Annotated in this window: 25 protein-coding genes and 1 pseudogene; 13 read left to right on the forward strand and 13 right to left on the reverse strand. The window is 68.4% G+C overall.

Annotated features, from left to right (window positions below; genetic code table 11):
* Positions 1–4 precede the first annotated feature (4 nt).
* Positions 5–1,039: a hypothetical protein gene (locus ROP_RS10720; RefSeq protein WP_012689357.1), complete on the reverse strand. Its 1,035-nt coding sequence runs from the start codon at positions 1,037–1,039 to the stop codon at positions 5–7.
* A gap of 96 nt (positions 1,040–1,135) precedes the next feature.
* Between ROP_RS10720 and ROP_RS10725 the strand changes: the two genes are divergently transcribed.
* Entirely contained in the window at positions 1,136–1,735 is a 600-nt protein-coding gene (locus ROP_RS10725) for a TetR/AcrR family transcriptional regulator (RefSeq protein ID WP_012689358.1), read from the forward strand.
* 113 nt (positions 1,736–1,848) lie between these two features.
* Positions 1,849–2,124: a hypothetical protein gene (locus tag ROP_RS10730; RefSeq protein ID WP_231868881.1), complete on the forward strand. Its 276-nt coding sequence runs from the start codon at positions 1,849–1,851 to the stop codon at positions 2,122–2,124.
* Positions 2,125–2,130: 6 nt separating this feature from the next.
* On the opposite strand, the gene ROP_RS10735 is transcribed toward ROP_RS10730, so the two are convergent.
* Positions 2,131–3,543, reverse strand: a complete 1,413-nt coding sequence (locus ROP_RS10735; RefSeq protein WP_012689360.1) for an FUSC family protein — start codon at positions 3,541–3,543, stop codon at positions 2,131–2,133.
* A gap of 66 nt (positions 3,544–3,609) precedes the next feature.
* Here ROP_RS10735 and ROP_RS10740 point away from each other — a divergent pair, with 66 nt between their 5' ends.
* Positions 3,610–4,134, forward strand: coding sequence for a MarR family winged helix-turn-helix transcriptional regulator (locus ROP_RS10740; protein ID WP_043824563.1), 525 nt, complete (start codon positions 3,610–3,612; stop codon positions 4,132–4,134).
* Positions 4,135–4,140: 6 nt separating this feature from the next.
* On the opposite strand, the gene ROP_RS10745 is transcribed toward ROP_RS10740, so the two are convergent.
* Positions 4,141–5,196, reverse strand: coding sequence for an SDR family oxidoreductase (locus tag ROP_RS10745; RefSeq protein ID WP_419789294.1), 1,056 nt, complete (start codon positions 5,194–5,196; stop codon positions 4,141–4,143).
* A 91-nt stretch (positions 5,197–5,287) separates the two neighbouring features.
* Here ROP_RS10745 and ROP_RS10750 point away from each other — a divergent pair, with 91 nt between their 5' ends.
* The gene (locus tag ROP_RS10750; RefSeq protein WP_043826435.1) at positions 5,288–5,605 is read left to right on the forward strand and encodes an ArsR/SmtB family transcription factor; all 318 of its coding nucleotides are present in this window, start codon (positions 5,288–5,290) and stop codon (positions 5,603–5,605) included.
* A 1-nt stretch (position 5,606) separates the two neighbouring features.
* On the opposite strand, the gene ROP_RS10755 is transcribed toward ROP_RS10750, so the two are convergent.
* Positions 5,607–6,080 (reverse strand): hypothetical protein, encoded by a 474-nt coding sequence (locus ROP_RS10755; protein ID WP_012689364.1) that lies wholly within the window; start codon positions 6,078–6,080, stop codon positions 5,607–5,609.
* Positions 6,081–6,141: 61 nt separating this feature from the next.
* Complete coding sequence (locus tag ROP_RS10760; RefSeq protein WP_012689365.1) at positions 6,142–6,957, reverse strand: DUF72 domain-containing protein; 816 nt, start codon at positions 6,955–6,957, stop codon at positions 6,142–6,144.
* An 83-nt stretch (positions 6,958–7,040) separates the two neighbouring features.
* Here ROP_RS10760 and ROP_RS10765 point away from each other — a divergent pair, with 83 nt between their 5' ends.
* The 4 genes from ROP_RS10765 to ROP_RS10780 all read left to right on the forward strand — a co-directional run bounded on the left by ROP_RS10765 (position 7,041) and on the right by ROP_RS10780 (position 10,302).
* Positions 7,041–7,361: a GYD domain-containing protein gene (locus tag ROP_RS10765; RefSeq protein WP_012689366.1), complete on the forward strand. Its 321-nt coding sequence runs from the start codon at positions 7,041–7,043 to the stop codon at positions 7,359–7,361.
* 170 nt (positions 7,362–7,531) lie between these two features.
* Complete coding sequence (locus ROP_RS10770; protein ID WP_231868882.1) at positions 7,532–7,882, forward strand: hypothetical protein; 351 nt, start codon at positions 7,532–7,534, stop codon at positions 7,880–7,882.
* Between the two features lie 41 nt (positions 7,883–7,923).
* A complete protein-coding gene (locus ROP_RS10775) occupies positions 7,924–8,778 on the forward strand; it encodes an LLM class F420-dependent oxidoreductase (protein WP_012689368.1) in 855 nt (284 codons plus the stop codon).
* Between the two features lie 117 nt (positions 8,779–8,895).
* Positions 8,896–10,302, forward strand: coding sequence for an ABC1 kinase family protein (locus tag ROP_RS10780; RefSeq protein WP_012689369.1), 1,407 nt, complete (start codon positions 8,896–8,898; stop codon positions 10,300–10,302).
* A 14-nt stretch (positions 10,303–10,316) separates the two neighbouring features.
* Here the strand turns inward: ROP_RS10780 and ROP_RS41040 are convergent.
* The 8 genes and pseudogenes from ROP_RS41040 to ROP_RS10820 all read right to left on the reverse strand — a co-directional run.
* Positions 10,317–11,360, reverse strand: a pseudogene (locus ROP_RS41040) (VWA domain-containing protein); the annotation flags it as partial.
* Positions 11,350–12,912 carry a TerD family protein gene (locus ROP_RS10790; RefSeq protein WP_012689371.1) on the reverse strand — a complete coding sequence of 521 codons (1,563 nt, stop codon included), beginning with the start codon at positions 12,910–12,912 and terminating at the stop codon, positions 11,350–11,352. The pseudogene ROP_RS41040 and the gene ROP_RS10790, both read right to left, overlap by 11 nt.
* A gap of 9 nt (positions 12,913–12,921) precedes the next feature.
* Entirely contained in the window at positions 12,922–14,145 is a 1,224-nt protein-coding gene (locus ROP_RS10795) for a TerD family protein (RefSeq protein ID WP_012689372.1), read from the reverse strand.
* A gap of 62 nt (positions 14,146–14,207) precedes the next feature.
* Positions 14,208–15,086 (reverse strand): hypothetical protein, encoded by an 879-nt coding sequence (locus ROP_RS10800; protein ID WP_012689373.1) that lies wholly within the window; start codon positions 15,084–15,086, stop codon positions 14,208–14,210.
* Positions 15,083–16,192: a cysteine protease StiP family protein gene (locus ROP_RS10805; RefSeq protein WP_012689374.1), complete on the reverse strand. Its 1,110-nt coding sequence runs from the start codon at positions 16,190–16,192 to the stop codon at positions 15,083–15,085. Before ROP_RS10805 ends, ROP_RS10800 begins: the two co-directional genes overlap by 4 nt.
* Entirely contained in the window at positions 16,189–17,472 is a 1,284-nt protein-coding gene (locus ROP_RS10810; RefSeq protein ID WP_012689375.1) for a phosphoribosyltransferase family protein, read from the reverse strand. The genes ROP_RS10805 and ROP_RS10810 overlap by 4 nt, the downstream gene beginning before the upstream one ends.
* Positions 17,469–18,695 carry an HpcH/HpaI aldolase/citrate lyase family protein gene (locus tag ROP_RS10815; protein WP_012689376.1) on the reverse strand — a complete coding sequence of 409 codons (1,227 nt, stop codon included), beginning with the start codon at positions 18,693–18,695 and terminating at the stop codon, positions 17,469–17,471. Before ROP_RS10815 ends, ROP_RS10810 begins: the two co-directional genes overlap by 4 nt.
* Before the next feature lie 12 nt (positions 18,696–18,707).
* Positions 18,708–19,829, reverse strand: coding sequence for a hypothetical protein (locus ROP_RS10820; protein ID WP_043824568.1), 1,122 nt, complete (start codon positions 19,827–19,829; stop codon positions 18,708–18,710).
* Between the two features lie 258 nt (positions 19,830–20,087).
* Between ROP_RS10820 and ROP_RS10825 the strand changes: the two genes are divergently transcribed.
* From ROP_RS10825 to ROP_RS10845, 5 genes are all read left to right on the forward strand, one after another.
* The gene (locus tag ROP_RS10825; protein WP_012689378.1) at positions 20,088–20,663 is read left to right on the forward strand and encodes a TerD family protein; all 576 of its coding nucleotides are present in this window, start codon (positions 20,088–20,090) and stop codon (positions 20,661–20,663) included.
* 118 nt (positions 20,664–20,781) lie between these two features.
* Positions 20,782–21,924, forward strand: a complete 1,143-nt coding sequence (locus ROP_RS10830) for a DUF475 domain-containing protein (protein WP_043824570.1) — start codon at positions 20,782–20,784, stop codon at positions 21,922–21,924.
* Between the two features lie 80 nt (positions 21,925–22,004).
* Positions 22,005–22,628, forward strand: a complete 624-nt coding sequence (locus tag ROP_RS10835) for an AIM24 family protein (RefSeq protein ID WP_012689380.1) — start codon at positions 22,005–22,007, stop codon at positions 22,626–22,628.
* A 5-nt stretch (positions 22,629–22,633) separates the two neighbouring features.
* Entirely contained in the window at positions 22,634–23,335 is a 702-nt protein-coding gene (locus ROP_RS10840) for an AIM24 family protein (protein WP_043824572.1), read from the forward strand.
* Positions 23,332–24,087 carry an AIM24 family protein gene (locus ROP_RS10845; RefSeq protein WP_012689382.1) on the forward strand — a complete coding sequence of 252 codons (756 nt, stop codon included), beginning with the start codon at positions 23,332–23,334 and terminating at the stop codon, positions 24,085–24,087. The genes ROP_RS10840 and ROP_RS10845 overlap by 4 nt, the downstream gene beginning before the upstream one ends.
* The last annotated feature ends 82 nt before the right edge of the window (positions 24,088–24,169 follow it).

The following is a 24,169-nucleotide window of genomic DNA, read 5'->3' on the forward strand; positions in this document are numbered from 1 at the left end:
AGCGTCAGACGTGGGCCGGTTCTCGAGCGGCGCGCCGCGCACGCAGTCCGGACAGGATGCACAGGCCGAGCCCGAACAGGATCCAGCAGGTCAGCACGAGCAGGCCCGCACCGGCTCCGTGTCCGTCGAAGAACGCCGTCGAGCGCACCACGGTTCCCGCCGCCCCGGGCGGCAGGAGCTGACCGAACGCGCCCCACCCCGAGGGCAGCCACGCCGCGGAGGTCGCCAGTCCCGACAGCGGGTTGGCGAGGAACATCATCGTCACCGCTCCGAGCGCGAACCCCGCTATACCCAGGACCGATTCGAGCCCGAGGACGGTCAGGGAGATGGCCGCGATTCCCAGGACGACGGCACCGGACGTCGTCCAGTAGTCGCCGTCGACGCTTCCGAGTCCGAACTGCAGAATTGCCGTCAACACCAGTCCGGCGCTCACGGCGAAGAGCACCGCACCCGCCACTCTGCCCTTGACGCTGTGCGGGAACAGTCGCACCAGCACGAGCGCGGGGATCATGCCGCCGAAGACCAGCGGAAGCGCCAAACCGCCGAGGCCTGCTCCGGCGGGGTCGTCGGCCGTCAGTGGCACGACGTCCTCGACCGGAACAGGCTGTCCCGCAATCGTGCTCATCCCCGCCGCGAGACCGTTCATCGTCTGTGCGATGGGCGCGCCGCCCGCGCCGGCGGACAGGACCTTCATGCCCTCCGGTGTCGCGACGATTCCGCCGACCACCTCCCGGTGCTCGATCGCCGTCCGGACCGCCTCGGCGTCGGCGAACCGCTCGGTGGCGAACGCCCCCGGGCGGCCTGCGTCGAGCGCGGCGTCGATCCGGGTGACCGCCGCGTCGGGTCCGGCGACGCCCAGGCGCAGGTCGTGCGGGCCGCTGTGGACGGCCGGCAACGCGAACGCCAGCAGCATCACGGCGATCACGGCGGTGAGTCCCAGCACGACGGCGATCATCTTCACAGGATCGGACGGGCCATTGCTCGACTGCCCGGCGGGTTCGACGCGCGGGTCGAGCGTCCCGGTATCCGCAGTGCTCATCGGACTCCCCTTCAACTAAGTGGAGGAAATTCCTCCAGTACTTGTGGAGAATATTCCTCCGGTTATGCTGGGTTGTCAAACGCGAAAGGACTACCGATGCGAGCCGACGCCCTGGAACGCCGCAACACCCTGATCAAGGCGGCCCGTGCGGTGTTCGCCGACCGCGGGCACGACGCCCCGCTCGACGCCATCGCCGCGCAGGCCGGCGTCGGGATCGCCACCCTGTACCGGAATTTCCCGAGCCGGGACGACCTTGCCCACGCCGTCGCCCGGACGACCCTGGCCGAGGTCCGCGAACTTGCAGTCCGGGCTCTGGACGAGTGCGGGGACGAACCCGAGGCGGCGTGGCGACGGTTCATCGAGGCGGTGGTCGAACTGCGGATGGGCGCACTGGTGCCCGCGCTGGTCAACAGCCTCGACGAACTGCCGCCCGACGTGCGCGAGACGCGGGAGCAGACGAAGTCGACGGTCACCGAGCTCATTCACCGGCTCCAGGCGCTCGGGCTCCTCCGCGAAGACATCGTGCCGCTCGAGATCATCATGGGAATCGCGATGCTGACCAGGCCGCACGTGCTGATGTTCGAGGACACGACGGCCAATCTGGTTCCGCGGCTGATCGCGGTGTTCCTCGCCGGATTGCGCCCGGACGGGGTCCCGCTGCCGCCGCCGATCTTCCCGGAGACCGCTGTACTGTGACGGGAATGCAGCCAGGGGGGCCTCTGCCACAGCCATGGAATCACCCGCGAGCGGGGGGCGATCGACCGAACGGATGGGACGTCGCGATCTCGGCCGCCGCGCTCGTCCTCGCGGTGACGGTCGCCAGCATCTCGGCGGTGGCGGGCTTGTTCTGGCTGCTGTTCCTGGACTACTGCCCGCCCGAGACCTGCAGCGCCGAGAACGCGTGGATCTCGGTCTGTGTTGCACTCGCGGTCGCCGCGCTGGTCACCGCCGTGGGCGGTGTGGTCACGATCGCACGCCTCTCGCGCCGCACCGTGGCGTGGCCGGTGGCGTGCGGCACGGCGATCCTCTGCGTGGGCGCGTGCGCGATCGGGTTCGCCGGGTACGTCTCCGCGACCGGAATCTGAGCTTCCTCAGGACATGTGATGCCGGTCGGTCCGGCTGATCGCGACCGCCGAGACGATCACGCCGACCACCACCCCGACGAGCGTGTCGACGACACGGCTCACCGCGATGTCCGGCGCCACCGCCGAGCCGAGACCCGTCAACAGCAGCGCCATGGGCGTGATGGCGACGGACGCGAACGCGTAGTTCTTGATGACCACCAGCTCGGTCACGGTCTGCAGCACCACGATCACCACGACGGTCTGCCAGTACCCCATCGCCGCGGCGATCAGCCCCGCGGCGAGAACGGCGCCCGCCACGTTGCCGACGACGCGTTGAATCCCCCGCTGCACGGTCTGGCTGAAGTTGAACCCCTGCATCGCAGCCATCGCGCCCATCGACGCCCACAGCGGATGTTCCAATCCCACTGCCATACAGATCCATCCGGCCAGCGCGGCGGCCGCTGCGATGCGGGCCGCGTTGACGATCCCCTCTCGTGACCGCAACCCCCGGAGCCCCTCCGCAAGAAATCCTGCCGGATTCGGCAGTGCCACGGTTTCCGCGCCGAAAGCGGAAAGGTCGCTGCGGCGCTTGACCTTACGGAGTTCCGACTCGTGATCGACCAGGGCACGCAGGGTGTCGTGGTCGCGTTCGCGCGCCCACCGATCGACCACCGTGTCCGCTTCGGCGAGCAGCGCGAACAACTGGTGGGAGTGCCCGTCCCGGGCCCGGCCGCTGTGTGCGATCACGTCTCGCGCGTTGTCGATCGCCTTGCGTGCGGCCGCGATTGCAGCGTCGTCGTGTACACGCCCGAGTTCCGCGACGGCGGCGAGTGCCCGCGCCACGGCCAGCCGGGCCGGACCGAGGGGCACGAACAGACCGGGCGTCATGGCGGCGAGCCAGCCCACGACGACGCCGATGGCCACGGCCACCACGGCCGGTGCGAGGTCCGCGAGCGTGGTCGCGTGTCCCACTGCGGCAGTGGCCGCGAAGATCAGGATGACGGGCCCGGGGCCGGCGATCCGGAACGCCGCCAGCAGCCACGCGGCGATCCCCGACGCCACGGCCATGACCGCGATCTGCCACCAGAGCGACAGCCCCGCGGCACCGAGCAGCGCCCCGCCGGCGACGAAGACGACGAGCGCGAGGCCGACGAGACCCGTCTTGCGGGCGAGCCGGGGATACGGCTCGTATCGGCCGAACGCGGCGGTCAGCGCACCGAGCGCCGCGAAACCCGCGAGGTTGCCGTGGCCGAGCAGGCCGCCGATCACCAGCACCAGCGCCGTTGCCGCACCCACCCGAAGGGCGGGAGCGATGGTGGCATCCGCCGTGCGGACCTCGAAGGCACGGCGCCACGTCGACGGCGCCACGGAATGGGCCAGCGCCTCACGGGAGTGCTGGAGCCGGCTGAGGTCGGGTGCGTATCGAGGGGAAGCCTGCATGACCTGAGCGTACCGTATACTTCACTAGTAAAATAGTTATGAAATAGTGTGAAGTTGGTCGCTACGATGGTTTTCATGAGCCCTGCCCCACGTCCGGATGAGGACTTCACCGATCGCGTACGACGCGAATGGGCGGAGACCCATCCCGAAGTGGACACGTCACCGATCGAAGTGATGGGCCGCATCACCCGGATCGGATCCCAGGCCCTGCAGCAACTCGACCGCGCGCTGGACGCAAGCGGGGTCTCGCGCGCCGAGTTCGACGTCCTGTGCGTGCTCGCCCGCAGCGATCGGCCGCTGCGAGCCAGCGAGGTCACCGCCGTGACCATGCTCAGCGGCGCCTCCACCACCAAGCACGTCGATCGCCTGGGCAGGCTGGGACTGGTGGAACGACTGCCCTTCGAACGAGATGGCCGCGTCGTGCTGCTCCATCTGACCGAGGCCGGACGGACACTCGTCGACACCGAGTTCCCGCAGCGCGTCGAACGCGATCGTCAATTTCTCGAGGGACTGAACGAGGACGAATGCGCGGTGCTGGCCGGATTGCTCCGGCGGATCGCCGCAAACGTCGAATCCGGACGTCGCCCGTAGTCCGCCTCAGGGAATGATCTTCCGCGCCCGAAGGTCGCGGAAGATGTCGAGGAACATCCGCTCGGTCTCGACGTGGCGGTGGAAACCGAACCTCCGCGCCTTCGATCCGTCCGCGATGACGTCGTAGTCCCAGCCGAAGACGAAGTCGCCGAATGCCCACGACGAGACGTCCGAGTACGGCGTCGGTGCCAGTCCGTGTTTGGCTACCAGGTCGTTCCACACCGGTTCCTTGTCCGCCATGACGACGTCCATCGACATCGGCAGCGGCGGTGCGACGTCCAGTTCGAAGAACTCGGCGATCTTCGGCAGCATCTCGTCCCACCGGAACAGATCCCCGTTGTTGATGTTGAACGCCCGGTTGGCGCACTCGGGAGTGGTGGCGGCCCAGACCGTCGCCTCGGCCAGCAGTCCCGCGTCGGTCATCTCGAGCAGACTCGTGTAGGCACCGGGCTTGCCCGGAAAGCGAAGCGGCACTCCGAGTTCCTTCGACATCGTGGCGTAGACGGCGATCACGAGCGCGAGGTTCATCGGGTTCCCGAGCGCGAATCCGCACACGACCGAGGGTCGGATCGCGGACCAGGTCCAGCGCTTGCCGCGCTGACGGTCCTCGAGGAACTGCTGCTGGTCCACGTTGAACTCGGGCGGCATGTGGGGCGGATCGGTCTCGCGCGCCGGCGTCTTGAACGGTCCGAGGTGGGCGCCGTAGACCTTGTATCCCTGCATCAGGCTGATGTGCTCGAGTCCGGCCGCCACCGGTTCGAGCGCATTCACGGTATTGACGAGCATCGCGACGTTGGGAGCGACGAGCTCCGCCCACGACGGTCGGTCCTGGTAGGCGGCGTAGAAGATGTGCGTCACTTCGCGCAGTTCGCCCAGCTTCCCCGCGGCGTCGCGCTCGTCGAGCAGGTCGACTGCGATGTGCCGCACCCGGTCGGTGTCGGTCCCGCCCCGACGGGACAGTCCGATGACATCCCACTCCCCGGTGGCCTCGAGATGGTCGATCAGATTGCCGCCGATCACACCACGCGCACCGACGACCACTGCCACTCTTCGCTTCGCCATCACTCACTCCTATCGGTATATCGCGAAATTACGATACCTTGAGTGAAGCACACATATCGGAAAATCGCGATATGGCGGTATGCTGGATTCCGTGAGTGAACATCCGGACCCGAACAACCTCGCCCTGGTCTTCAAGGCACTGTCGAACCCCACCCGCGTGCGCATCCTGCAATGGCTGAAGGACCCCGGCAGCTTCCCCCCACAACTCGAACCCGCAGAAGAAGTGGGCGTATGCCTGAAGCACATTCAGGCACGGGCCGAGGTCTCCCAGTCGACCGCGTCGCAATACATGGCAGCCCTGCAGAGCGCCGGCCTCGTCACCAGTCATCGGATCGGCCAGTGGACCCACTACCGCCGCAACGAGGAGCAGATCGATCGGCTCGCCGACCACATCCGCACCGAACTCTGAATCAGGGCATCTCCACGGTTTCCGCTCGCGCGATCTCGTCGAGCGCCCGGCGGACGTAGCCGTCGGCGGGCACCTCCGCCGCATTCAGGAGATCGGCGATTACCAGGATCGCGGCATCCACGGCACACTCGGGCCTGCGCGGGTTCTCCTCGACGTCCGCCACACCGAGCGCGCCGGTCAGCACGGTGACCAGCGAGTCGACGTCCACGGCCGGGAACCACACCGCCGACGCCCGCACGCATCGAGTGAGCACGTCCTGCACGTCCTCCCCGGTCAGTCCGTCCGGGTGCAGCGTCTCGAGGAGTTCCCGGATCATCCCCGCCAGCACCGCGCCGACCTGCCCCGCGGGCAGGGCGGCCAGGTCCTCGGTCGCCTCGGTCAGCGCCGCCGCATCCGACGCCCGCGCCGCGACGATGGCGACGTCCAGCGCTTCGGCGATGTCACGCGCAACTGCAGGCCAGTGAGTGGGCCACATCCGGTAGATCCTCTTCTCGTATCCGTCGAACCGAGGCTACTGAATCACGGCCCACCGACAGTCATCGCAGCCGCTCGATCAGCCGCAGCGCGTCGAACGGCGCGTACCCCTTCATGTCGTTGTCGAAGTAGGCGAAGCAGTCGAGGCCCTGCCCGAGCAGGCGCTCGATCTTGCGCGCCCACTCGTCGAGGGCATCGTCGGTGTAACCGCTCGCATACAGTTCCTTGTCCCCGTGCAACCGGAGGTAGACGAAATCGCTCGTGACCGCCTCCACGAATGGGTACCGGCCCGCCGTGTCGGCGACGACGAACGCGACGTCGTGCGCGCGGAGCAACTCCTTCGCCTCCTCCGCCTCGAAGCTGTGGTGGCGAACCTCGAGCGCGTGACGGACGGGGCGGTCGGCGTCGGTGTCGGTCCACGCCCGGTCTTCGGTGAGCTTGTCGTCGTGCTGCGCTGCGAGCGTCGCGGCCTCGGAGGTCGTCCGCGGCAACAGCTCCAGGAACGCTGCGAGACTCGTCGAATCGAACGCGAGTGTCGGGGGCAGTTGCCACAGCAGCGGTCCGAGCTTGGCGCCCAACGCGAGCACGCCGGAGGCGAAGAAATTCGCCAGCGCCGCCTCGACACCGATCAGCCGCTTCATGTGCGTGATGTAGCGACCGCCCTTGACGGCGAACACGAAACCCTCCGGTGTCTCGTCACGCCACTTCGCATAACTTTTCGGCCGCTGCAACGCGTAGAAGGATCCGTTGATCTCGATCGACGTCAAACGCCCCGCGGCGTAGGCCAACTCCCTGCGATGCGCCAGGCCTTCCGGGTAGAAGTCGCCGCGCCACCCGGGATACGTCCAGCCGGAGATGCCGACTCGGGCCTGCGCCATCTCCCGACCCTAGCGCCGGAACCTATTGCATGTGGCCCGTCCCGGGAGAACCATGGGAAGACCCCACAATCGAGGAGGCACCGATGCCGAGATATCTCTGGCAGGTCACGTACTCACCCGAAGGCGCGAAAGGACTGCTCACCGACGGCGGCACCGCACGACGCGACGCGATCACCCAGATGGTCGAAAGCGTCGGGGGCACAGTCGAATCCTGCTACTTCGCACTGGGTGGCCGGGATCTGTTCGTGATCGGTGACGTGCCCGACGACGTGGCCGCCGCCGCTCTCGGCATCCGCACCACCGCCTCCGGGGCGGCACGGTCGGAATCGGTGGCGCTGCTGACACCGGAGCAGGTGGACGACGCGGTACGCCGCGACGCCGAGTACCGGGCGCCCGGCAGCTGATCGACACCACCGACTCCGCGCGCAGTGCCCTTTTCGCACTGAGGGCGTTTCCCGCCGGCCTCGTCGCACTCGGCGCGGCCGCGACCGGGCAGCACCGGTGGGCAATACGGTGGCAGCTCGAAGCCGCCGACCAGCGGCCCGACCAGTCGCGTCCATCGTCGCCGGTGCGCGTGCTCACGCATTCCGTGCTGTCGCTCCTGGTCGGGACGGTCGCATGGTTTGTCGTGGCCCTGAGCGTGATCGCCGCGTTCCGCGGACTGTTCTATGGGCTGATCACCGACGGTTCCTACCAGCACAGCTGGGGTGGTCCGACGCTCGTGGGCGCCTGGCTGGTGCACCTTGTGCTCGGTCTGCTTCTCGTGCCGGTCGCCGTGTGGATCCTGCGGGGCATCGCCGTACTTCAGATCGGACTCACCCGGCGCCTGCTCGGCAATGGCGGTCCCGCATGGGCTGTTCCCGTCGCACTCGTCCTCGCCGTCGCGGGGGCACTGCTGTTCCGGTCGTGGCTGCATCAGATCTGAAATGACGGAATGAATGCCCGCGAGCGAAGGTTGCACGCCTCATGACGGAGACCACAGCAGAAACACCACAGCTCGGACAGTTCGGCGTCTGGCGTCACGCCGGCGGATTGGCACCCGAAGTGGGTGCGGCGATCGAATCGGCAGGTTACGGTGCGATCTGGATCGGCGGCTCGCCGCCGGCCGACCTCGACGTCGCCGAACGCCTGCTGGACGCGACCTCCACGATCACCGTCGCGACCGGCATCGTGAACATCTGGACCGCACCCGCCGAGGACATCGCGACCTCGTTCCACCGGCTCGAGGACCGCCATCCGGGGCGCTTCCTCCTCGGCATCGGTGTCGGCCATCCCGAGCAGCCCGGCCTGAACTACAGCAAGCCGTACGCCGCGCTCGTGGAGTATCTCGACATCCTCGACGCTGCCGGGGTCCCGGCGGGACGACGCGTCCTCGCCGCGCTCGGCCCGAAGGTTCTCGAACTGTCCGCGGCCCGCGCCGCAGGCGCCCACCCGTACCTGACCACACCACAGCACACCAAGGAAGCCCGTGAGCTGCTCGGCCCCGGACCGGTGATCGCACCGGAGCAGAAGGTCGTGCTGGACACCGACGCGGAACGTGCGCGTCCGATCGGACGTGCGGCCGTCGAGAATCCGTACCTGCACCTGCGCAATTACGTCAACAACCTGAAGCGGCTCGGGTACACCGACGAGCAGATCGAGAACGGCGGCAGCGACGACCTGATCGACGCCCTCGCCGCCCACGGCGACGCCCCCTACATCGCCGGCCGCCTCCGCGAGCATCTGGACGCGGGCGCCGATCACGTCGCCATTCAGGTGCTCCCCGCCGGCGACGATCCGGTGCCTGCCCTGCGGGAACTCGCAGGCGCGCTAGGACTCTGAGCTCCGCTAACGAAATGGTGTGATGGCGGGTACCGCATACTGAAAGGGGGTCGCCGAAACGGTCGGGGTATGGTCCCCTTCTGAACGGCAGGCAGGACTGAACGCAAGGTAGGAACTGTGCACGAGCCAACGCCACGTCCGGTCGGCCCATACGCTTCGGGGCCGCCACCTGCAGCCCTGACCGTGCATTCCGCGACACTCGACCGTTTCCGCGCGGCTGAGTTGTGGCGGGCGCTGGTCATCGGCGTGGTTGTCGTCGCCTACACGCTGCTCGCGCTGGTCACCTGGCCCGTCCGGCGTCGCGGCCGCACCCTTGCGGATGCGGCGTCGGAGGGCCTGGTCAACGGTTTCGAGGTACTCGGCCCGACATTCGTCAAGGTCGGGCAGCTGATGGCGTCGTCTTCCGGCGTGTTCCCCGCCCCGCTGGCCAACGCCTGCCTGCGGTGTCTCGACGACGTACCGCCGGTGCCCGCGCACGAGGCCCGCCGGGTGATCGAGGCAGATCTGGGCCATCCCGTCGACGCGCTGTTCGCGTCGTTCGACGACGCGCCCCTCGCCGCCGCTTCCGTTGCCCAGGTGCACGGCTGCGTGCTCCCCGACGGCCGGGAGGCCGTCATCAAGGTCCAACGCCCCGACATCTTCCGCCGCATGGTGGTGGACCTGCGCACCGCGTACTGGGGTGCGCGGATCCTCGAGAAACTCTTCGAGTTCTTCCGCATCGCCAACGCCACCGCGATCATCCGTGATCTCCACGCGGCGACGATGACCGAACTCAACAGCGCGGTGGAGGCCGACCGACAGTCCCGGTTCAGGACGAACATCGGGGCGTTCGGCGACAACAAGGGCGTCACCACCCCGGAGGTGTACTGGGACTACTGCGGTCCGCACGTCATCTGCATGGAACGCATGTACGGGCTGCCGCTCGACCGGTTCCCCGACCTCGTCCACATGGACACCCGCATGCTGATCCGCCGCGGCGTCAAGGTGTGGATCGAGTCCGTCATCCTGCACGGCCCGTTCCACGGCGACGTGCACGCCGGCAACCTGTGGGTCCTCGACGACGGCCGCATCGCGATGCTCGACTTCGGCATCGTCGGCGAGCTACCCGACTCGTGGCGGCAGATCCTGCGCGACATGTTCTACGCGACCCTGATCGACGGCGACTTCTCCCGCATGGCTCGCGGCATCCGCAGCCTCGGCTACGCGCAGGACAACGACGCCTCCGACGACGAGATCGGCCTCCAGGTGGCCGCCGCCCTCGCACCCCTGCTGGGCCGGGACCTCGGCGAACTGCGGCTCAGCGAACTGATCATGGCCCTGGTCGGCATCGGCAAGAAATGGGGTGTCGCGAGCCCTGAGGAGCTCGTCCTGTTCGGAAAGCAACTCGGCTACTTCGAGCGGTACGCCACCGAACTCGCGCCCGGCTGGGTGATCGGACAGGACCTGTTCCTGTTCCGCAACGTCTTCCCGGACGCCGTCGCCGCGAAGGCGCGCGAACTCGGGGTGGAACTGCCGGACGAGTGACTCCGGCTCGACGCCCGGCGCATGAGTTCGCTGATCTTGGCTCGCTGCTGGAATCCGCCGTCGGTGAAGAACAGCACGAGGGTGGGTGTCCCGCCCCGCGGCGGCAGACCGGAGACGATGTCGGTCATGATCGGCAGTTCGTCGTTGTAGCCGCCGATCGCCTTGTAGTCGATTCCGCCGTGGACACCGCCGAGATGAAGGAACGTCTCGCACCACGTGTCGACCTCGTGCACCGCGATGTCGGGCAGGCGAGCGAAGTTCTTGGCGTAGAGATACGGTTCGAGGCGACCGTCGTCGTCGATTTGCGTGGCCACGGGCACCATCCGCTCGACCACTCGGTTGATCGCCCGGGTCGAGTACTGGCGTCGCATGCTGCCCGTCTTGTCGATCACCAGAACGACCCGGGCGCGCGCCTCACCTGCACCCTTGTGCAGCAACACCTTCGCGACTTCACGCTTGCGCATGTCGAGCTTCTGCCGCTTCTCGAACGTCAGCCCGAGCTCGTCCGGGACGGTCCGCACCGCAACTTCGGAGTCGGAGTCGGAATCCGCGACGTCCACGCCGTGTTCGGTGACGAGGACGGCGAGTCCGCCGTCCCATCCTGCCGAGACGTTCCGCACCTTCCACCCGGAACCACGCCGATATACCTCGACGAGCACGGCAGCACGCTCGGTGCTCAGCCCTGACGCGTCCGCCCCCAGCGACACCCCGGAGTTCTCGATCACCACGCCCAGTCCGACGCGATCGGCGAGACTGCCGGGCACTGAGTCGTCGAGCGCGACGGCGATGCTGAGCTTGTCGACGTCTGGAGGCACTGCCGCGAGATCGATGTCGACGCCGTCTGCCGCCACCAGTTGCACGGCCCCCTCGGGCGAGCGGGGGTTGTTGAAGAAGACGAAGTCGTCGTCGGACCGCACCCGTCCGTTCGTGCCGAGCTGGAATACCATCAGGTCGACCTCGCCCCGGCGGGCGCCGGCAACCCCGATGCTCGTCCGCACACAGGCGATCTCGGCGTTCTCGCCGCGGGAAAGACGTGTCACTGTGCGCTCACTTTCCATGCCCGGTCAGCGAGTCCAGCACCGATGCCCGGTGGAGCGGGTGGTCGGGGAGCCGGTCCGGGGTGAGGATCCAGTCGTTGCCCGTCCACGGGTCGGAGACGGTGAGGATCCCCGACGTCGGAACCTGTTGGGCGATGCGTTCGAGCACCGCGACTCCCGGATCCGAAGCGGCACCGGCGCTGTCGCCGACGATGATCAGCGAAGTCCCGACCGCGGGGCCGTGGTCGGCGAGGTGCACGATCCGTGCCGCGTCCTCGGCGCCGTACCCGTGCGGGAAGTCGCCGAGGATCACCAGACGCGGTTCCGGCAGGTTGTCGCGGATTCCGCTGCGGGCCGCCATTTCTGCGAGGTCGACGCTCTCGGACAGCGCGGTGAGCCGGGCGGTGATGTCGGAGGCCGCGGACACGACGGGCGACGCCAGCAGCGCACCGAGGGGTTCGGTGAACGTGCGCAGCGAGCCGCTGAGGTCGACGACCTCCAGCCGTTGCGCCGACGTGGGGGATGCCACCAGCATGCGCGCCGCCAGCGCCGCGACCACCGGTGCGGCTTCGGCCGGATCGCCGACGATCCAGAGGGGACGCCCCAAGGGGTAGTGAACGCAGAACGGGACCCGCAGCTCGCCGAGGTCCGGTGCGGACAACTCGCCGAGCCTCAGACCGTCGGTCACCGCGCTACTCGTGACCGGGCTCGTCCAGGCAGCCGACTCGAACGTGGCCAGCGACCGCGGCAACAGCGGGTCGATGACGCGGAGTTCTTCGGCGAGTTGCGAAGTCTCGCCGTCGAATTTGCGTTGCGCCTCGGCGACGAGGGCATCGGACCGCTCCTGCGCCCGGGCCTGCGACTGCGCGACGGCCGGACTGTTGCGCGTAAATGGGTCGGCCACGGACGCGGACAGTTCGTCGTCCAGCCGCGTCTGCGCGTAGTCGCGGGACGATCGGAACGAGGCCGCCGACCGGGCGGCGTCCTCGAATATCATCCACGCTCGCTCGAACGAGTGGGCCGGATCGAGCGGGATCTGCGCGGGACCGGGCACCGGCGGAACGTCTGCGGCGGGTTCGTCGACCTCGACGCCGTGCCGGGTGATCAGTTCGGCCAGGCCGCCGTCGTACCCCTGCCCGACGGCGCGCACCTTCCAGTCGGTGCCGCGGCGGTAGATCTCCAGGCAGATCGCGGCCGCCTCGGAACCGGCGAGCGGGACGTCGAAAACGACCACGGTACGGTCACTTTCGTCGGCGAGCGTGGCAGACAGGCCCGCGCGAGCCAGCGTCGCCGGACCGCTCGGCGAGGCCGGATCGACACTGACCACGCAGAGCACGCCCGCCGCGGCGGCATCCACCTCGTCCAGTCGCAGCCGGACCGTGCCGTCCGCGTCGAGTTCCACGCCGGCGGCACGCCGCTGGTTGTAGAACACGAAATGATCCGAGGACAGCGCCCGGAGATCGCCGTCCACGATCAACGCCGAGACGTCGACCGGCGTCGCGTCGACTGCGCGGAAACGCAGTACGCGCGACGGCAGCGGGGCGTTCTGCCCCGGAACGAGGTGGACCGTCACCAACCGCCCCTAGACGCCGAGGAAGCGGCCGAGTTGAGGCGCGGCCTCACCCGCGTGCTTGGCCTGAATGCCCTCACCGATGGCCTGCAGCTTCCACTCGCCGCCGACCCGGTACACCTTGGCCATCACCATTCCGGTGAACGGCATCCCGCCCTGCAGCGTGAACCGGGCGAGTTCGGCGTTCGACGTGGTGTCGACCAGGCGGCAGAAGGCGTTCTTCACCTGCTCGAACGTGTGCCCGCGGTACGACGTCACGATGAACACGATGGTCGAGATGTGCGGCGGGATGCGGGTGAGATCCACGAGGATCACCTCGTCGTCGCCGGCGCCCTCCCCGGTGAGGTTGTCGCCCTGGTGCCGGATCGACCCGTCCTTCGACGCCAGCTGGCCGTAGTAGGCGACGTCGACCATGTTGTTGTCCGCGAACAGGACCGCCGACGCGTCGAGGTCGACGTTGGCGGAACGGTTTCCGAACATGCCGCGCTTCTCGATCGGATCCCAGCCGAGCCCCATCTGGATGTACGTCAGCGCGACGCCGCCGTCCTTGCGGAGCGTGACCTTCTGCCCCTTGGTCAGGCTGACCGGCCGCGACTTGGTGAGACTGACCTCGGCCGGAGCCGCGGGCGCGGCGGGAGCGGGAGGCGCAGCGGGAGCCGGAGGCGCAGCGGGAGCCGGAGGCGCAGCGGGAACCGGAGGCGCAGCGGGAGCCACCGGGGCGGGCGCGGGGGCGTCGTCGACGGACACACCGTGATCGGTGACGAGTGCGGCGAAACCACCGGCGTAGCCCTGCCCGACGGCCCGCACCTTCCAGGCGCCCTGGCGGCGGTACAACTCGAGCGCGATGACGATCGACTCGGAGTTCAGCCCTTCGATCTTGTACTCGTACAGCGCGTTTCCAGCGCCGTCGGCGACCCGTGCCGTCGGCGGCGCGGAACGGCCGAAATTGCTGGTGGCGTCGTCGAGGGTGATGACCGCGCGCACCTGGGCGATGTCGGCGGGCACCGCACCGAGGGACACCTTCAGCGACGCCGCCTGTCCGGTGGCCCCGGGCACGAGTTGCACACCGGGACCGGACGGCTGGTTGAAGAAGACGAAGTCGGCGTCCGAGCGGACCTTGCCCGAGTCCGTGACGAGCAGTGCGGACAGATCGGCGGCGGCCGTCAGCTCGAGTGAGACGATGACGTCGGCGACGCTCAGTGGGCCGTTCTGACCCTTGGCTAGCGGAGTGGACACTGCGGTGGTTCCTTCACTGTGGGAGCGTCGGGTTTGTCCCGTTTGGCCTGTTTGCCTACAACCTACAAAAGAGCGCCCGCGGCCGTCGTCGCCGCACCCCGCCCGACGTGGTCCGCGAACCAGCGCAGGATCTCCTCACCGGCGGCGATCCCGCTGCTTCCGGTCACGGACAGGGTCGGATGCTGCCAGTCGAGCGTCTCGAGTTCGCCGTGCCGGGGGCGGATGGCGGCGTCGGCGGCACTGAGCATGTTGGCGTCGAGCGCCCCGTCCCCCGCCGCCAGCACGGGCGCGTCCGGCGCGAGCACGCCGTCGTCGACGAGCCGGGCACGGACTTCGGCGACCGCACGGCTCTTGCACACCGCGTCGGGCATCGTGTAGATCTTGCGGCCCTGACGGGACGCACCCCAGCCCCGGTCCACGCACCAGTCGTTCCACTCCTCGACGAAGTCCGCGGGCATCGCGCCGAGGTCCACGACGAGGTAGGAGAACAACTCGTCGGCCACCCGGGACGACCGAACCCAGCTGTCGTCGATCCGGCGACTCAACTCCGCCCCGACCTCCACGAGCGACGCACCGCCGTCTGCGATGGCGATGTCGACGCCCGACCGCCAGCCCGCATCGGGCACCCCGTCGACGAGGATGTTCGCGCCGTTGGTCGTGATCGCGTACCGCCACGGCGCCCCGGGCAGGTCGATGCGCTGGAACTGGGCGACGGTGCGAGTGGTGGCAGGCACGACCACCGCGGACGCGGTGAGCGTGCGCAGCATGGCCTCGGCGGCCGACGTGACGTAGGACAGCGGTTTGCCGTCGTACACCTCGACGCACAGCAGGTCCTCGTCGCCGGGCCGCTCGGCCACGTCGCTCTCGGTCACGGCGAGTTCCATCGCCGCGCGCGAGTAGATCATGGTCCGGTCGAGATCGGTCGCGATCAGTGCGGTCATGTCACATCCTTGATCAGGCCCATGCACGAATACGCCAGGCCGGGAACCTCTTCGACGGGAACCGACCGCGCGGCCGCGAGGAGCCGGATGTGCGCGTGCTCGGGGGCTTCGAGATCGCGGACGAGCACCCGCCACGGCACCCGGCGCAGCAGCACCCGGGTGGTTTCGCCGACGCCGGGCTTCACGAAGTTCACGGTCGAGATCCCGTACTGCTCCCGGACCGCCTCGACGGACTTCCAGCCGTCCCACGTCGGTGTGCGGTCCGACCGCAGCAATTCCTCGACGTCGCCCGCTACGTGCCCGCGCACATCCGCGAAGGACGCGCCGACGGAGTCGAGGAGGTGATTGGACACGTCCTCGCCGGCGAGATGCGCGTAGAACTTGGCGCCGTGGAAGTCGCCGGCGCCGATCAGCGTGTCGTTGAGGACGGTCCGCGACACCAGGCCCGACACGGTGGAGTTCAGGCACGCCGACGCGATCAGGAAGTCGTCGCGGGTGCCGAACGTGCGGACGCAGTGCCCGGGATCCGCGAGGACGGCGAGGTCGTCGTCGAACTCGGCGCCCCCGGCGTCGCGGTAGTCCGCGAGTGCCTGCGACAACTCGCGGGCGATGGCGCCCTTGCCCGTCCAGCCGTCGACGAAGACCACGTTCTCCGGATCGTGATGACGCGCGAGGTAGTCGAGCGCGACGGCGTCGATTCCGCGGTCCCGGACGATCGAGACCGCGTAGTGCGGCAGCGTCAGGCCGTGGACGTCTCGCGCCCAGCGGCGCATGAGCACGCCCACCGGGGTTCCGGCGCGCGCCAGGGACACGAGGGTGACGTCGCGGCCCCGCTCGGCCAGCACGAGGTCGGTGACCGTCCCCACGGCGCGTGCCAGCCGGATGGAGCTGTCCTGCAGCACCTTCTCGAACAGCTCGCGATACTCCGCGTCGGGCTGGTACTCGATGGGCAGCGTCTCCGCGTAGTGGGCCTCGCCCGACTGGATGCGGCGCTCCCGCTCGGCGACATCCGCTTCGAGGTCGACGTGCGACAGGTCCTTCAGCAGCCATGTCACCTCGTCGGCGGCGTACGAACCGAACCCCGGGCCGGTCAGCGGTGCCGTCACGACGAGGCTCCCGCGCGGGCGGCCCGCAGCGACCGCGGGTCGGCGCCGGAAACGACGGCCAGCAGCACATCCGTTCCCGCCGCCGTGAGGACGTCGAGGAGGCCGCCGCCTGCGGTGAGCCGGTCCGTGTCGGCGGCGGAGTCGATCACCGCGACCACGACGGCGTCCTCGTCCGGCCACTGCGCGTTGTAGACGAACCGCGGCTGCTCCTCCCCGACCTCGGGGGCGGTGAAGCGGAATCCGCGGCGCAGCGGGTATCCCGGCTGGTCTAGTACGTAGGCGGGCGACCGCGACGTCGTCTGGAAGCGCACCCGGAAACCGGATGCGGCGAGCGTGTCCGCGATCCGCAACGGGAGGTACATCAGCTCTTCGTGTCCGACGACGATCACCGGGCGCTGCGGGTCGAGTCGGTCGAGGAGCACCGCGGCCGCCGACGTGACGGCCGCATCGAACTCCTCGGCGTCTTCCCGCAGGAACCCGTGCCGACCACCTTCCGGAACCGTTGCGGGCCAGGGTATGTCGGCGCGCTCGACGGTCCCGGTCCGCTCACCGACGAGGTTGAGCACCGGTTCGGGAAGGGCACCGACCGAGTCGATCAGTCCGCCCGGAAGCTCGGTGCGCCCCGACGCCAGACTCACGCTGTCGATCTGCACACCGAGTTCGGTGGCCGCGGCGTCGACGGCCTCCCGGTGGCCCTGGTCGCGCATGTCGACGAGCGAAGCCACGACGTACCGGCTGCGCGGGTTCTGCCGGTGCAGCGCGCGGATCGCGTCGACCGCGGTTGCGCCGGTGGAGATCTCGTCGTCGACGAGGACGAGGGGGCGATCGCCCGCGAACAACTCGACGGACGTCGGCTGCAGCTGGTGGCTGGTCGCGTGCGAGTGCCCCTCCTCGAACCCGGCGGACATCCCGATCTCGGGGACGTCCCGGCGCGTGGAGTGCAGGTAGCACCGGGCGCGCAGCCGCGCGGCGACGCAATGGCCCAGACCTGTTGCGGTCTCCGCGAATCCGAGCACGACGGGGTCCGCATCCGGTCCGAGCACATCGGCGACCAGATCACCGAGGCGGTCGCCGGCGCCGATCACCGCACGCGGGTCGGTGGGCACGTGCTTGCCGAGGACCGTCGAGACGAGCAGGTGGGCGCGTCGCGGGTTGCGCCGCAGGCCCGGCTCGACGAGTTCGGGGATCGTCAGCCCCGAACTCGAATCCACGTGGGCGAGCGTCAGCCCCAGATGTTCCGTGGCCCAGGGCACCGCGCGGACCGCGGTGGGTGAACTCATCGGACGGCCAGTGCGGTCAGTAGATCCACGAACGTGATTCCTTCGTTGGTCACGCCGAACACCTTCGCCCGGACGAGTGTCTTCTCGGCCCAGCTGCGGTGCGGGCGCATTTCGTTCATCTTGTTGCGGTACCCCGACGCCTGGACGCCGCCGACGCCCTCGGCTCCGAGAATGTCCAGCGCGTCGTGGTACTCCTCGTGCGTCACTGCGGACAGGGCGTGCACGGCCGCGACGTGCGTCGGGTGGATGACAGTCTTGCCCTGGATGCCGTTGGCGCGGTCGAGGGCGATCTCCCGGAGGAGACCGTCCAGGTCCCGGCTGACCAGCTGCTGACGGAACCGCACCTCGTCGTGTTCCTCGAACGGTGTGGCACGCAGGGTCGGCCGGAACATCCGCTCGTGATCGGCGAAGTACTCCCACACCGGACCGGTGATGACGTGCCCGGTCTCGTCGGCGCGGCCGAGGAAGTTCACGATGGCGGCGATCGCGTCCGCGACCACCCGCACGTCGTAGATCGTCAGGTCGCGGTCGCGGCGGATGCCGAACGTGGCACACATGTCGGTGGCACCGATGCGCACGGCGAGGATCCGCTCGCGGTGTTCGACCAGCAGCGCGCCGATCCTCGCGAGTTCGTCGTCGCGGGACTCGCGGTGCACCAGAGCAGGCGATTCGAGCACCGGCATCGCGTACAGCTGCTTGCCGAGCCGCTTCGACGCCGCGGCCAGCTCGTCGAGGAACGCACCGCCCGTCGCGCTTCCGAACTTGGGGAACACGAACCCGGACAGCACCTCGACGCCGGTCGTCAGCAGGCCCGCGATCCGCCGAAGGTCCTCGGCGGCCCGCACCCGCACGAACAGCTGCATCCGCGGGCCGCCCCGGGTCGCCAGCAGATCCAGCGCGTCGACCGCGTTGAGCAACGCCGATTCCACCTGGTCGTCCGCCACGGCGTCCTCGAGGTCCAGGACCATCGAGCAGACACCGTCGGCCGACCGGCGCAGGATGGTGTCCGCGAGGTCGGACCTCGTCGCGGGCACGTACAGCGTCGCGCCCAGCGCAACGGCCAGGACCGTTCGGTCCTCGTCCGGCCCGAGCGCCTGCGGAGCGTGCAGGAACAGCCTGTCGTGCGTCTCGTGATCGAGGTGGTGAAAGTGCCGCACCCGCTGCACCGCCGTCGTCACATCTGACGGCACCGCCGTCGTCACGACCTCATCGCTGATGCTCATCGTTCCCCCGTGTCATCGCTGTCCCGTGTGTCCTCTCATCTTCTGAACCACCTCGGCAATGAACGCCGACACGGCGTCGAGCTGGGTGACGTACGCCCAGTAGTCGGGATGCCGCCCGGTCAGTGTCCCTGCAATTCGGTCTATTCGCTCGAGCTGAGCGTCCAGGACCGACCCCCATTCCCGCACGAGCCCACGATTGACAGCCAACATCTGGGCGTCGCGGAGGCGAAATCTGATCTCGTTCTCCTTGGCCCGTGGGTTCTCGCGGACCTCCCGCAGCAACAGCAGGCGATCGGTGACGCCGTCGACGTTCGCCTCGGCGTCGACCAGATGGGTCCGCGCGGCGGCGGTCAGCTCCAGCGCCCCCTCCGGATTTCCCGCGGTCAGAGCGTTCTGCGCCTGCTGCAGATCGGTCTGCGCCTGCTCGATGTGCCTGCGGCTCTCGCGGTCGTTGTGGACGAGATCCGCCGAACTGGCCGCGTTGAACTCGCGCAGCAGGGCGGAGTAGGCGGGCGCGAGCCGTTCCGCCCGCGTCTGCACCGCGGCGATCCTCGTCGTCACCGACGACACGGCGTGAGCGGCGTCCAGTTCCTTGGACGGGGCCGCGGCCAGTGCCTTCTCGAGCGCCGCCGACTCCTCCCGCACACGCGCTGCCGCTTCGCGGACCGGGTTGGCGCCGCGGGCGCCCTGCAGCGCCACGACCGCGGCGTCGAGTGCCGCTCCCCGGTTGCGCACCGACGGGTAGCCGGCGTACGCGGCGCCCTCGGTCTGCACCCGCTGCTGCGCCGCGGAGGCGACCTGAAGCGCCTGCTGGGCGAGCTGGGGCACGGCCGCCAGCATCGCGGTCGACTCCTCGAGATGGCCCCGATGTGTGCGATAGAACTCGTCGAGGGACTGCGTCGCCGCCACCAACTGCCGCGTCACCTGCTCGTACGCGGCGGCCGCCGCGGGTGACTGCACGTTCTCGAACTGGTCTTCCGCCGCCAGATACGCCGTCGCGGCCTGGTAGCACCCGTCGCGAACCGGTTCCCAGGCCCGCCGGATTCCGCGTTCCGGAGTCAGCTGGTCCGAGGCGTCCACGGCCGCGGCGGCGATGCTCTGCCGGTTGTCCATATCGAGAAACGCTGCGACCATCGTGTCGTGGGCGCGACGAGCCGAGTCGTCGCCCCGGGCTCTTCCTCGGAAGCGTCCCGCCCATCCGCTCGTCACGTCCTGAATCGTACTGGTCGGGCCGACAACACCGAGTGGTCCGGAATTGCCTGTGCACAAACCTGTGGACAGTTCGCGGGATGGGACAAGTCGGACAAATTCATTATCGTGGTGTTGCACGACGAACCCGGAACTTCGACAGCTGTCGAGGGTCCACCCACCTCCTCTCGAAAGGACCCCTGAATGGGCGTCAGCTTGACCAAGGGCGGCATTGTTTCTCTCACGAAGGAGGCGCCGAACCTGACCGCGGTGGCTGTCGGACTCGGATGGGATGCCCGCTCGACCACCGGCACCGACTTCGACCTCGACGCCAGCGCCATCGGTGCGGGTGCCGACAAGAAGGTCGTGTCGGACCAGCACTTCGTGTTCTTCAACAACCTGCGTTCCCCCGACGGCTCGATCGAGCACATCGGCGACAACACCACCGGTGCGGGCGAGGGCGACGACGAGGTGATCAACGTCAACCTGGCGGCGGTCCCCGCGAACATCGAGAGCATCCTGTTCCCCGTCTCGATCTACGATGCGGAGACGCGTTCGCAGTCGTTCGGTCAGGTGCGCAACGCCTACATCCGCGTCGTCGACCAGGCCAACGGCAACGAGCTCGCCCGCTACGACCTGTCCGAGGATGCGTCGACCGAGACCGCTATGGTCTTCGGCGAGCTGTACCGCAACGGTGCGGAGTGGAAGTTCCGCGCCATCGGCCAGGGCTACGCGTCCGGGCTGGCCGGTATCGCCCGCGACTACGGCGTCAACGTCTGACGGTCGTTTCGTTCTCCAGCCTGGGGAGGGTTTCACGGCAACGACGTGGAACCCTCCCCCGGTGTTCGTCCCCCTGCAGTAACCACCCTGCATGCCCACTAGAGAAAGGCCACGCTTCGTGGTTCTGCGAATATTCGGTCTCTCCTTCGCCGTGACGGTGATCTCCATCATCATCGCGGCGCTCTACGGAGGCCCCCAGGCCGTCCTCCTCGTGGTGATCCTCTCGATCCTCGAGATCTCCCTGTCCTTCGACAACGCCGTCATCAACGCCACCGTCCTGCGACGGATGAGCGAGTTCTGGCAGAAGATCTTCCTCACCGTCGGCATCGTCATCGCGGTGTTCGGCATGCGCCTGGTCTTCCCCCTCGTCATCGTGTGGCTGGCCTCCGGCCTCGGCCCCGTCGCCGCCCTCGACCTGGCCCTGAACCCGCCCGCCGACGGCGCCGCGTACTTCCCCGACGGCAGCGCCAGCTACGAAACCCTGCTCACCGACGCGCACCCGCAGATCGCGGCGTTCGGCGGCATGTTCCTGCTCATGCTGTTCCTCGGCTTCATCCTGGAAGAGCGCGAGATCACCTGGCTGTCCTGGCTGGAGAAGCCCCTCGCCCGCGCCGGCAAGCTCGACCAGCTGGCGGTCGTCGTCGCCGGCGTGCTGCTGCTGATCACCGCCGCGTACATCGCCCCCGAGGACACGGTGTCCACGGTGATGATCGCCGGCGTCCTCGGCATGGTCACCTATATCGCCGTCAACGGTCTCGGTGAGCTGTTCAACACTCCCGAGGAAGACGAAGACGGCGAACCGGTCGCAGGGTCCACGGGCGGACCGACCGAGCTGGCCAAGGCCACCGGTAAGGCCGGGTTCTTCCTGTTCCTCTACCTCGAGGTCCTCGACGCGTCGTTCTCCTTCGACGGTGTGATCGGCGCGTTCGCGATCACGTCCGACCCGATCATCATCGCCCTCGGCCTCGGCTTCGTCGGCGCGATGTTCGTCCGTTCCATCACGGTGTTCCTGGTCCGCAAGGGCACCCTGTCGGACTACGTGTACCTCGAGCACGGCGCCCACTGGGCCATCGGCGCACTGGCCGTGATCCTGCTGGTCTCCATCGGCTACCACGTCAACGAGAACGTCACCGGACTCGTCGGCGTCGCCCTCATCGGTGCCGCCTTCATCTCCAGCATCGTCCGCAACCGCAAGGCCGTCGCGGCGGCCGGCAAAGCGGAAGACGACGTGGACGAGCAGAACCCGGTGTCCGTCGGCTAGGTTCTGCCTGTACTCACATCCAGCGGCAGTGCTCGTGACTCGGTCACGGGCACTGCCGCTCGACACTGGAAAGGGCACCCATGGGGCGGCTGCTCGAGAAGTCCACGAGGGTGGTGGAGGCGCAACTCGCCGGAACCACCATCCGGGCGATACAGGGTTCGATGATCGCTTACGAGGGCAACGTCAACTTCAAGTCGGCGGGTTTCGGCGGCGGTGACGGTGTGCTCGCCGGCATGAAGCGGCGTGCCACCGGCGAGGCGCTGTCGTTGATGGAATGCTCCGGTCACGGTGTCGTGTACCTCGCGGTGGGCGGTCAGTACGTCTCCGTCGTCGACCTGGCGAACGAGACCCTGCAGGTGGAGTCGCAGCAGCTGCTCGCCTTGAGCGGCAACCTGAACACCAACGTCACGTTCACCGGACTGCGCGGCGGGGTCGGCGGTCAGGGCCTGTTCACCACGACCGTCTCCGGCCAGGGGCAGGTGGCACTGCTGTCGGCGGGCGGGCCACTCATTCACCTCGAGGTGTCGCCGCAGTACCCGCTGGTGGTCGACCCCGACGCATTCGTCTCGGCGCGCGGTCAGGTCACGCAGTCGTTCGTGACCGACGTGTCGTGGCGTAACGCCGTCGGCCAGGGCAACGGCGAGGCATTCTCCCTCAAATGGGACGGTCACGGCGTCGTCTCCATTCAACCGGCAGAGCGGTGAGCCTCATGGTCTTCTCGAAAGTGAACTCGAAGGTCGTCAAGGTCGACGTCGGCGCCGCCGGCGGCGTGGTGGCGCGCACGGGTGCGATGCTGTTCTACACAGGCCAGGTCCAGTTCTCGCCGCATCAGGTGCCGGGTTCCCAGTCGATGGCGGGCATGGGTGGATTCACCCGGATGGCCGGACGCATGATGCAGGGCGAGCACGAACGCACGATGCTCGCGCAGGGGCAGGGCGAGGTGCACTACGGTCACGCCGGACTCGAGGTGCACGTCGTCGACATGTCGCAGGGCGGCGCGCTCTGCGTCGAGGCGTCCCGGCTGCTCGCGCACAACGCGGGACTGCAGAGTTCGGTGGTCTCGGTGGTGAGTCAGGGCGGCGGTGGCGGCGGCCGCGGCATGCTCGGCGCGCTGCGCGGCGCGGCGGCAGGAGCCCTGTCCGGTACCGGAATGTTCACGACGCAGCTGTCCGGGTACGGGTCGGCGGTCCTTCTCGCACATGGCGGCTTCATCGAACTGCCTGTGGGCGGACCGAATCCGGTGTTCGTCGACCCCGACGCGTTCGTCGGCACGTACGGGAGCGTCCAGGTGGAACTGAAATCCGCCGTCGGCTGGCGCGAGGCCATGGGCCGCGGTGTCGGGGAAGCGATGCAATTGCAGTGCACCGGCCAGGGCATCGTCTACGTTCAGGCTTCGGAGGAGAAACTGTGACCGCCATCCACAATCCGTCGACTCTCGGCGCCAGCGACAACATTCCCGACAACAGCTACGCGTTCTGCATCGACCTCACCGCGCCCTGGTTCATCCGCAAGGGCGCGATGATCGCCTATTACGGGCAGATGCAGTTTCAGGCACTGACCCACGGATTGCACGGCGCTGCACTGCACATGGTCGCCAACCAATTCTCGGCGCCGCTGTACATGGGCGACTACGCGGTGGCCGAGGGATTCGGGAAGCTGATCATCGGCGACCGCGGGTACGACATCAACTCGTACGACCTCGACGACGGCAACCTCACGATCCGGGCGTCGAATCTCCTTGCGTTCGAACCGGGTCTGTCGCTGAACCAGTCCATCGTGCCCGGCTTCCTGACACTCATCGGGACGGGCAAGTTCCTGGCGTCGTCCAACGGCCCGGTGATGTTCGCCGAGCCGCCGCTGCGGATCGACCCCGAGGCGCTCGTCGGGTGGGCCGACTGCCCGTCCCCCAGTCACCATTACGACCAGGGGTGGATCAGCAACTTCCTCGCCGCCGGCGCCCACATGATGGGCATCAACTCCGGGGAGGAACGGCAGTTCGACTTCACCGGCGCCGGAACGGTTCTGATCCAGTCCAGCGAGAAGGTCCTCAGCGACACCCATGTCGTGCGCAGCATCGAGGGCCAGATCCACGGGATCACGCCGAGCGGTCTGCAGCGGCTCAACGGGGTGATCGCCGCCAAGCTGGCGGAGCAGCCTCGCTGACGTGCAGGAGATTGCCAGGCTGAGCTAAGAGTTGTGGCAGGGACGGGGGGCAATCTGATCTGTGTCAGGAAGTTCTGACACA

The organism is Rhodococcus opacus B4 (assembly GCF_000010805.1).
Taxonomy (GTDB): Bacteria; Actinomycetota; Actinomycetes; order Mycobacteriales; family Mycobacteriaceae; genus Rhodococcus_F; species Rhodococcus_F opacus_C.

Excerpts from the sequence above, each read along its gene's own strand:
- ROP_RS10720 (WP_012689357.1), bottom strand. The coding sequence starts at position 1,039 with ATGAGCACTGCGGATACCGGGACGCTCGACCCGCGCGTCGAACCCGCC.
- ROP_RS10725 (WP_012689358.1), top strand. The coding sequence starts at position 1,136 with ATGCGAGCCGACGCCCTGGAACGCCGCAACACCCTGATCAAGGCGGCC.
- ROP_RS10735 (WP_012689360.1), bottom strand. The coding sequence starts at position 3,543 with ATGCAGGCTTCCCCTCGATACGCACCCGACCTCAGCCGGCTCCAGCAC.
- ROP_RS10740 (WP_043824563.1), top strand. The coding sequence starts at position 3,610 with ATGGTTTTCATGAGCCCTGCCCCACGTCCGGATGAGGACTTCACCGAT.
- ROP_RS10745 (WP_419789294.1), bottom strand. The coding sequence starts at position 5,196 with ATGGCGAAGCGAAGAGTGGCAGTGGTCGTCGGTGCGCGTGGTGTGATC.
- ROP_RS10755 (WP_012689364.1), bottom strand. The coding sequence starts at position 6,080 with ATGTGGCCCACTCACTGGCCTGCAGTTGCGCGTGACATCGCCGAAGCG.
- ROP_RS10760 (WP_012689365.1), bottom strand. The coding sequence starts at position 6,957 with ATGGCGCAGGCCCGAGTCGGCATCTCCGGCTGGACGTATCCCGGGTGG.
- ROP_RS10765 (WP_012689366.1), top strand. The coding sequence starts at position 7,041 with ATGCCGAGATATCTCTGGCAGGTCACGTACTCACCCGAAGGCGCGAAA.
- ROP_RS10775 (WP_012689368.1), top strand. The coding sequence starts at position 7,924 with ATGACGGAGACCACAGCAGAAACACCACAGCTCGGACAGTTCGGCGTC.
- ROP_RS10800 (WP_012689373.1), bottom strand. The coding sequence starts at position 15,086 with ATGACCGCACTGATCGCGACCGATCTCGACCGGACCATGATCTACTCG.
- ROP_RS10810 (WP_012689375.1), bottom strand. The coding sequence starts at position 17,472 with ATGAGTTCACCCACCGCGGTCCGCGCGGTGCCCTGGGCCACGGAACAT.
- ROP_RS10815 (WP_012689376.1), bottom strand. The coding sequence starts at position 18,695 with ATGAGCATCAGCGATGAGGTCGTGACGACGGCGGTGCCGTCAGATGTG.
- ROP_RS10820 (WP_043824568.1), bottom strand. The coding sequence starts at position 19,829 with ATGGTCGCAGCGTTTCTCGATATGGACAACCGGCAGAGCATCGCCGCC.
- ROP_RS10825 (WP_012689378.1), top strand. The coding sequence starts at position 20,088 with ATGGGCGTCAGCTTGACCAAGGGCGGCATTGTTTCTCTCACGAAGGAG.
- ROP_RS10835 (WP_012689380.1), top strand. The coding sequence starts at position 22,005 with ATGGGGCGGCTGCTCGAGAAGTCCACGAGGGTGGTGGAGGCGCAACTC.
- ROP_RS10840 (WP_043824572.1), top strand. The coding sequence starts at position 22,634 with ATGGTCTTCTCGAAAGTGAACTCGAAGGTCGTCAAGGTCGACGTCGGC.